General features: G+C 64.3%; 6 protein-coding genes. 3 read left to right on the top strand and 3 right to left on the bottom strand.

Annotation, left to right across the window (positions count from 1 at the left end; genetic code table 11):
* Together ACIQ17_RS27855 and motA are read right to left on the bottom strand one after the other, a co-directional pair.
* Window positions 1-682 (bottom strand): flagellar motor switch protein FliM (locus ACIQ17_RS27855; protein ID WP_398472615.1); only part of this gene is annotated, 682 nt, incomplete at its 3' end.
* Between the two features lie 23 nt (window positions 683-705).
* Window positions 706-1,551 (bottom strand): flagellar motor stator protein MotA, encoded by an 846-nt coding sequence (gene motA, locus ACIQ17_RS27850; protein ID WP_398472616.1) that lies wholly within the window; start codon window positions 1,549-1,551, stop codon window positions 706-708.
* 208 nt (window positions 1,552-1,759) lie between these two features.
* Between motA and flgF the strand changes: the two genes are divergently transcribed.
* The 3 genes from flgF to ACIQ17_RS27835 all read left to right on the top strand — a co-directional run bounded on the left by flgF (window position 1,760) and on the right by ACIQ17_RS27835 (window position 7,248).
* Window positions 1,760-2,533, top strand: coding sequence for a flagellar basal-body rod protein FlgF (flgF, locus tag ACIQ17_RS27845; protein WP_398472614.1), 774 nt, complete (start codon window positions 1,760-1,762; stop codon window positions 2,531-2,533).
* Between the two features lie 27 nt (window positions 2,534-2,560).
* On the top strand, window positions 2,561-3,892 hold the full coding sequence (gene fliI / locus ACIQ17_RS27840; protein WP_398472613.1) for a flagellar protein export ATPase FliI: 1,332 nt from the start codon (window positions 2,561-2,563) through the stop codon (window positions 3,890-3,892).
* A 140-nt stretch (window positions 3,893-4,032) separates the two neighbouring features.
* Window positions 4,033-7,248, top strand: coding sequence for a tetratricopeptide repeat protein (locus ACIQ17_RS27835; RefSeq protein WP_398472612.1), 3,216 nt, complete (start codon window positions 4,033-4,035; stop codon window positions 7,246-7,248).
* A gap of 3 nt (window positions 7,249-7,251) precedes the next feature.
* On the opposite strand, the gene ACIQ17_RS27830 is transcribed toward ACIQ17_RS27835, so the two are convergent.
* A complete protein-coding gene (locus tag ACIQ17_RS27830) occupies window positions 7,252-7,704 on the bottom strand; it encodes a DUF4174 domain-containing protein (RefSeq protein ID WP_398472611.1) in 453 nt (150 codons plus the stop codon).
* Between the last annotated feature and the right edge of the window lie 361 nt (window positions 7,705-8,065).

Raw genomic sequence — 8,065 nt, 5'->3', positions numbered from 1 at the left:
GCGTTACTTCGGTGCGCTTGATTTCACTATGGAGCTGGCGGCTCCACTTCGGATCGGTCGATGCCGATTCGCCGGATACGATCTGCGACATCGCGGTACGGATCGGATTGAGCGCCGCATGCGGAATGACGATGAACATCTCGCCGCCGCGATCGAGCGCCTGGAGCAGGATCTTCGAGCAGACAGCCATGTTGTTGAGGCGACCGATCGCCAGATAATCCATGCGCGTTTCCACGCGCTCGAGCGTGAAGGTCACCTCGGTGGCCCGCTCGAACGAGCTTTGCAGCGCCTTGCCGAAACGCTCGAACAGCGCCTGCGCCACATGCATCTCCACATTCGAGAACACGCGCGGCATGTCGAGCGGCGGCTCGGCGCCGTCGGCGCCGAACAGCAGCTCGATCATGGTGTAGACAAAGTCACGGTCGAAGCCGATCAGCACGCGGGCATCCCATGCCTGCGCGTAGAAGACGGCGGCGATCGCTTCGCCTTCATGGCGATCCAGAATGTCCGACAGCCGCTCGCTGCCGACGCTCATGAGCGAGAAATAGGACTGCGAAGGCGACATCGAGCGCAGGCTTTCCGCGCACAGATTGGTCATCGTGTCGAAGATCACATGCAGCATCGGCATGCGTTCGACGGAAATTCCCGCTGCGCCGAGAAGCTGGTCGGACCCCTGGTCCATGCGCCCTGTCTTGACGTCTGACATCAACCGCGTGCCCCTGCTTTGGCCGGCGCTTCAGCCGGTTCGGCCTTGCTGGCACCGCCAGTGATGGTCTCGCTTTCGACCACGTCGATGGACGGGCGGTCGGCCGGGCCGATCATCTTGCGGCCATGCTCGATCGCGATCTGCGGCAGAGCGCCGTTCATGAAGGCAAGCAAGGTCTGCTTGACGATCACATAGAGACGCGCCCGTTGTTCCCGCACCGTCTTCACCTTGATCGCCAGCGGCGCAACGACGCCGTAAGACAGGAAGATGCCCACAAAGGTGCCGACCAGCGCGGCGCCGATGAAGCCGCCAAGCAGCTTGGGCGACTGATCGAGCGCACCCATCGCCTTGATGACACCGAGCACCGCAGCAACGATGCCGAGCGCAGGAAGGCCCTCGGCGATCATCATCAGGGAGTTATACGGCTTGAGCTTGCTGCGGACGATGGTTTCGATTTCCTCATCCATCAGCGCCTCGATCTCATGGGTGCGTGCACTGCCCATGATCATGAGTCGGAAATAGTCGCAGATGAACTGGGTCAGCGGTTCGTTGGCGAGCACGGTCGGAAAAGCCGTGAAAATCTCGGAGGACGGCGGATCGTCGATATGCGCTTCGACCTCGTTGCGGCCCTTGTTGCGCACTTCGCGCATCAGCGAGTGCATCAACCCGAGCAGATCCAGATAGTGCCGCTGCTTCGGCACATCGACCGTGATGGCCTGGATGGTCGCCTTGCCCGTATCGACCACCGTCTTCCATGGGTTGGCCATGATATAGGTGCCGGCCGACATCCCCATGATGATCACGAATTCCCAGGGCTGCCAGATCACGGCAAGGTGTCCGCCCATCGCAACATATCCGCCGATCAGACTGGCAAGTATGATGATGAGACCAAAGAGAACGCTCAAGCGCACCGCTCCAATTTGAATATGCAATCGGTGTAGGCATCGATGCTTGCACGAGGCTGACATTCCCCGGTTTCGGCCAGCCCCGGACAAGCCTGCTCGGGGAGTTTGGCATTCATCGCGCATGCGAACCTGAAACTCGGATTCCCAGATGCAAACAGCGCTCTATGTCAGCCTTTCAGCCCAGGTCTCGCTCGAGAAGCGGCTGGCGACCATCGCCAACAACATGGCGAATGTGAAAACGGCCGCATTTCGCGCCGATGCAGTGAAGTTCGACACCGCCATGTCACGCGCCGCCGCCCAGTCGGTGGCCTATGCCACGCCCGGCGAGAATTTCATTTCGCGCAAGGAAGGCGCGGTCACGCAGACCGGCAATCCGCTCGATGTGGCGATCGCGGGCAACAGCATGGCCGCCTATCCCGGAGGCCCCGATCCCGGCGCCACCACCTGGATGGCCTTCGAAGGCCCCAATGGTCCCGTCTATACCCGCGATGGCCGCATGCAGATGGACATCAACGGCCAGCTGCGCACACTCACCGGCTATCCCGTCCTCGACTCCGGTGGCACCCCGATCATGATCGACCCCGATGGCGGACCGATCGTGATCGCACGCGACGGCAGCATTTCGCAGGGCATCAATCAGGTCGGCCAGCTCGGCCTGTTCGACATCGCCGCGGACGCGAAACTCGAACGATTCGGCAATTCCGGCGTGATCCCGAGCAAGCCGGCAACGGCCGCACTCGATTTCGTCACCGTCGGCTTCCAGCAAGGGTTTGTCGAAGGATCCAATGTCGATCCGCTCTCCGAACTCACGCATATGATGATGGCGACAAAGACCTTCCAGAATGTGAGCTCGCTGATTCAGGACTCCGAAAGCTCGGTCCAGAACGCCATTCGTACCCTCGGCGATCCCGCCAAGGGCTGAGGCTGACCACAAGGCTTGGAGCTGCGGATGAACGCGCTTGAAAGACTCGAATCCACCATCGCCGTCCTGCGCAAGGACGTGCCGGTGGTGCGTGTCGGCGGCCTCGTCTCGGAAGTCACCTCGACGCATTTCCGCGTCGCCGGTCTGGCCCGCCACGTCAAGCTCGGTGAATTGATCGGGCTGGAGATCGACAAGAAGGTCCATCTCAGCGAAGTCGTGCGCATCGACGGTGACGGCGTCACCGCAAAACCGTTTGAATCGAACATTGCCGCCGGCCTCGGCCTTGCTGCCTTCCGCATGCCGCCGAAGACGCTGATGCCGCATGCCGGCTGGAAAGGCCGCGTCATCAACGCGCTTGGTGAACCGCTCGACGGTCTCGGCGACATGCCAGTGGGCGAGCGCTCCATGCAGACCGATGGCGATCCGCCGCCGGCTTTGAAGCGTTCGCGCGTCAGCAAGCCGCTGCGCACCGGCGTCAAGGTGATCGATCTGTTCACGCCGCTCTGCATGGGCCAGCGCATCGGCATTTTTGCCGGCTCCGGCGTCGGCAAGACGACGCTGCTGTCGATGCTGGCACGCAGCACTGGTTTCGACACCGTCGTCACCGCGCTGGTCGGCGAACGCGGCCGCGAGGTGCGCGAATTTCTCGAGGAATCGCTCGCTCAGTACAAGAACCGCGCCGTCACCGTCGTCTCTACCTCGGACGAAAGCCCGATGATGCGGCGCCTGGCGCCGAAGACGGCCATGACCATCGCGGAATACTTTCGCGATCGCGGCGAATCGGTGCTGCTGATCGTCGATTCGGTTACGCGCTTTGCGCACGCCTCGCGCGAGGTGGCGCTGGCGACCGGCGAGCCGGCCATCGCCCGCGGTTACGCACCCAGCGTGTTCAGCGAATTGCCGCGCCTGCTCGAACGCTCCGGCCCCGGCCTCGAAGGCCAGGGCAATATCACCGGCGTGTTCGCCGTGCTGGTCGACGGCGACGATCATAACGAGCCGGTCGCCGACACGGTCCGCGGCACGCTCGACGGCCATATCGTGCTGGATCGCGACGTCGCTGACCAGGGCCGCTATCCCGCGGTGAACGTCCTCGCCTCGGTGTCGCGTCTCGGCCAGCATGTGTGGTCGCCGGAAGAGGCGACGCTGGTGCGCAGGCTGCGCGCCATGATCGCGCGCTTCGAGGACACCCGCGATCTCCGTTTGATGGGCGGCTATCAGCCCGGCCGCGACAGCGAACTCGATCAGGCGGTCAATCTGGTGCCGAAGATCTATGACGTGCTCGGCCAGCTCCCCGCCGAGCCGCCCTGTGCAGAACCGTTCCAGGATCTGCTCGGCGTCATCAAGAGCGCGATTGGCTGATCGCGCAGCGTGTCCTTCACCGAACTGTCGTCATTCGCGGCGCGCCAATTCAGCGCGCCGCGTTGCATGGCTCGCGCCATGTTGCGGCCTCAGATGGCCGTGATAGCGGTTGAATTGCACATTCAGGGAGCGTTCGAGGCATGCGGTTCAGCCGGACTATCCGTTTCGCTTTTGTCATTGCTGTAAGCCTTTCCGCAATTCCCCCTAGCCAGGCCGGCCAGCAGGAGATGCTGGCGCTGATGCAGCGCATCACCGCACTCGCCAAGGAAGGTCGCTATGGCGACGCCATTCCGCTCGCCCGCAAGCTGACCAATGAGGCCGAGAAAACCGCCGGCCGCCAATCGCCGCTAACTGCGACAACCTATGTCGTGCTCGCCCAGGCCCTGCAGGCTCAGGGCGAACTCACCGAAGCCGAAGCCAATCTGCGCAAGGCGCTGGTCATTCGCGAAAAGGCGATGGGCCCGACCCATGCCGAAGTCGCCGCCGTGCTCGGCCCGCTCGGTCAGATCGCCTTTGCCCGCGATCGCCTGGCGGACGCGGAACGCTATGCATTGCGCGCGATCGCCATCAACGAGCGCGCCGCGGGTCCCGACAGCACCGCCACCGCGCTGTCACGGATGCAGCTCGGCAATATCCGCCACCGCCAGCTGCGCGAGGACGAAGCCTTCGAGATCTTCAGCCGCAGCCTCAGCAGCTTCAAGGCGGCCGGCGCGCAGGCCGAGATCATGGTCCCCGTGGCGCTCAACAACATGGCCGAAGTCGCCAAGGCCCAGGGCCGGCTGCAACTCGCCGACGACAATTTTCGCGAAGCCCTGGCGCTGCAGGAGAAACTGCATGGCGCGGGCAATCTCCAGGTCGCCTCGACGCTCAACAATCTCGGCGAACTCCGCCGCCTGCAGGAGCGCCTGCCGGAAGCCGAAGACCTGGCCCGCCGCGCGCTCGCGATCCGCGAAAAGTCGCTCGGTCCCGAACACGCCGATGTCGCTGCCAGCCTCAACAATCTCGCCATCGTCTTCACCCGCCAGGGCCGTGCCGCGGAGGCCGAAGGCCTGCTGACCCGCGCGCTCGCGATCCAGCAAAAATCGTTCGGCGCCGATCACCCCAATGTCGCCATCGCGCTGAACAATCTCGCCGAAGCCAAGTCCACCGCCGGCCAGAAGAAGGAGGCGGAAGAGCTGTTCCGCCGTTCCCTCGCCATCCGTGAAAAGAGCGCAGGCCGCGATCATCCCGACACCGCCACGGCGATCGACAATCTCGTCAACCTGCTCACCGACGACAACCGCGCCGATGAGGCGGAGCCGCTGGCCCGTCGCTCGCTTGCCATCCGCGAAGCTGCACTCGGCCCGCGGCATCCCCGCGTGGCCGGCAGCCTCAACAATCTCGCGGTGGTGCTCGATACACTTGGCAACGCCCATGAGGCCGAGCCGCTGCTGAAGCGCGCTCTGGAGATTCGCGCCACGACGCTCGGCGACAATCACCCCGATGTCGCCAACAGCTACAACAATCTCGGCGCCCATTATCTCGACGTCCGCGACTGGCAGCAGGCCCATGATGCCTTCGCCCGCGCGACCGCGATCCTGATTGCCCGCAACGCCAATGATGCCGGCGACGCCGCCCCGGGCAGCGAGCTCAGCTTCAAGGACGGCACCAATCCCTTCCCCGGCGCCATCGTCGCGGCCTATCAGCTCGCCGACACCGTGCCGGCCCAGCAGGCTGCATTGCGCGCGCAAGCCTTTGAAAACGCGCAGCGGATCGGTGACGAGCAGGCGGCCAAGGCGATTGCCGGCATGTCCGCCCGCGTCGCGGCAGGCGGTAGCGATCTTTCGGCAAGAGTGCGCCAGCGGCAGGATCTCGCCGATCAGGCCGTCGCCACGGATCAGCTGCTGATAGCAGCGCTCTCGCAGCCGGCCGCGGCGCGTAATGCGCAGACCGAGCAGAACATTCGCAACCGCGCCGCGACCATCGCCAGCCAGATCAAGGAACTCGACCTCAGCATTGCCACGCAATTCCCGGGCTATGCGACGTTCATCGCCCGCCATCCGATCGGGCTGGCGGATGTCCAGAAGCAGCTCGGCCCGAAGGAAGCATTGCTGCTCTTCACCACCACCGAGCGCACCACCTACGTCTGGACAGTGACGAAATCCGATATCCGCTGGCACACAGCGCAGCTCGGCACCAAGCAACTCACCGACACCGTGCGCATCCTGCGCTGCGGCCTCGATGACGAGGCCTGGCACGGCAAGGCCAGTGACTGCAGCGAGAAATACGGCCTGAAGAAGCCGCCGGGCGGCGGTCAGCTGCCCTTCGATACCGAGCGCGCTCACGGGCTGTATCAGGCCCTGCTCGCTCCCGCCGCCAAGGAGATCGACGGCAAGGAGCTGATCCTGGTGCCCTCTGGCCCGCTGGCGACGCTGCCGTTCCAGGTGCTGCTCACCGAGAAGCCGCCGAACGGCCCGCTAGCTTTTGCCGATGCGCCATGGCTCGCCAGGCGCTTCGCCACCACGGTGCTGCCTTCGGTGTCGAGTCTGAAATCCCTGCGTCAGGTGGCCAAGACCAGCCGCGCGCAAAAGCCTTATGTCGGCATCGGCAATCCCCTTCTGGATGGCGATGTCGAGCGCGCCAAGCTGGCGCGTCAGTTCCAGAGCTGCGCCGCGATCATGGAAGCACGGCAGGACCAACTCGCCCAGCGCAAGGTCGGGACCTCGGTCTCCCTCACTGGCGGCATCGCGGATCTCGAGCAGCTCAAGCGCCTCGCCCCGCTGCCAGAGACCGCCATCGAGCTGTGCGCCGTCGCCGAACGGTTCTCGCCGGTGCGCGGCGACGTCTATCTCGCCAATGCCGCCACCGAGTCGCAGGTCAAGACGCTGAATGCCAGCGGCCAGCTCGCGCAATATCGCGTGCTGCACTTCGCCACCCATGGCGCGCTGGCCGGCCAGCTGCGCGGCACCAACGAACCCGGCCTGATCATGACGCCGCCGCAGCAATCGACGCGTGAGGATGACGGCTACCTGTCGTCGTCCGATATTTCCGCACTGAAGCTCGATGCTGACTGGGTGGTGTTGTCGGCGTGCAATACGGCGGGCGGTGAGAAAGCGAATAGCGAAGCCTTTTCCGGCCTCACCCGTGCGTTCTTCTATGCCGGCTCCCGCGCGCTGCTGGTCACGCACTGGCCGGTCAACTCACAGGCTGCGGTCATCATCACCACCGGCACGACTAACGCACTTGCAACCCAGCGCGACCTCGGCCGCGCCGAGGCGTTTCGCCGCTCGCTGGTGAACCTGATCGGCAAAGGTGGCGCCTATGCCCATCCCAGCGTCTGGGCGCCGTTCGTCCTGGTCGGTAATGGCGGCGCTTAAGATCTAGCCACCGGCGCGGCTGTCTTTCTGCATTTCGTTCTTGCGCATCGGCATCGCATCGATGCGGCCAAAAATATCATTGGCGGCCAGCGGGCCCTTGGAGGCGAAGGCCGTGTTGCCGTCCTTGCCGACAAGGAAGACGCGGAACTCATTGCCATCCGTCGCCAGTCGCTTGCGTAATTCGCGCGCCTGCTGGCCGTCGCCAACAGCTTCCATCAACACGATATTGCGCTCGAACATGCCGTTCGACGCGGATTCGAGATGGCGGCGCTGGGTCCGCAGCTCGCCATCTTGAGCCGACGGCGCCACCACGACCAGCACGCGGCTCTTCCAGCGCAGCCCGGCCAAAGGATCCGCCTTGGCCGGCAGGACCGTGGCCAGTGCAACGACGGCACTGGCAGAGAGAGCAATGGCTACGCGACCGCCCAAGGCGGTGCGACGAGAAAGACGCTTCATTCTGGCTGTCCCTTGCCGACATTGCGGCGCATCTGCGCCGCTTCAAGCATGACGCATTTCCAACCGGCTTACACGGCAATTGTTTCATGCCTGCGTCAGCACGAAACAAAAGGACGCACCCACGAAGCCGTTTTCCGATGCGGCGCCAACGGGCTGAAACCCGGCATGGTTATCACTCCGCCCAGCGCCGCAGCGGACATCGCTGCCCCCGGACGGAGACAGCCATGCGCATCCTCAGCTTCATCCTCGCTTTCGGCTTCGTATGCGCTGCTCCGGACTTCCACGCGACGGCCGACAGCAGCCTCCCCGGCGCTGGCACCTTCACCTTTTCCGGCTCGCAGCTTGGGCATGTGACGACGAC

The organism is Tardiphaga sp. (assembly GCF_044340795.1).
In the GTDB taxonomy this organism is placed as follows: Bacteria; Pseudomonadota; Alphaproteobacteria; order Rhizobiales; family Xanthobacteraceae; genus Tardiphaga.
Note: the sequence above shows the minus strand (reverse complement) of the source record. Positions and strands in the feature narration are given on the sequence as shown.

Bases quoted from the DNA above. Each gene is read 5' to 3' on its own strand.
- ACIQ17_RS27835 (WP_398472612.1), top strand. From the start codon at position 4,033: ATGCGGTTCAGCCGGACTATCCGTTTCGCTTTTGTCATTGCTGTAAGC.
- flgF (WP_398472614.1), top strand. From the start codon at position 1,760: ATGCAAACAGCGCTCTATGTCAGCCTTTCAGCCCAGGTCTCGCTCGAG.
- fliI (WP_398472613.1), top strand. From the start codon at position 2,561: ATGAACGCGCTTGAAAGACTCGAATCCACCATCGCCGTCCTGCGCAAG.
- ACIQ17_RS27830 (WP_398472611.1), bottom strand. From the start codon at position 7,704: ATGAAGCGTCTTTCTCGTCGCACCGCCTTGGGCGGTCGCGTAGCCATT.
- motA (WP_398472616.1), bottom strand. From the start codon at position 1,551: ATGGGCGGACACCTTGCCGTGATCTGGCAGCCCTGGGAATTCGTGATC.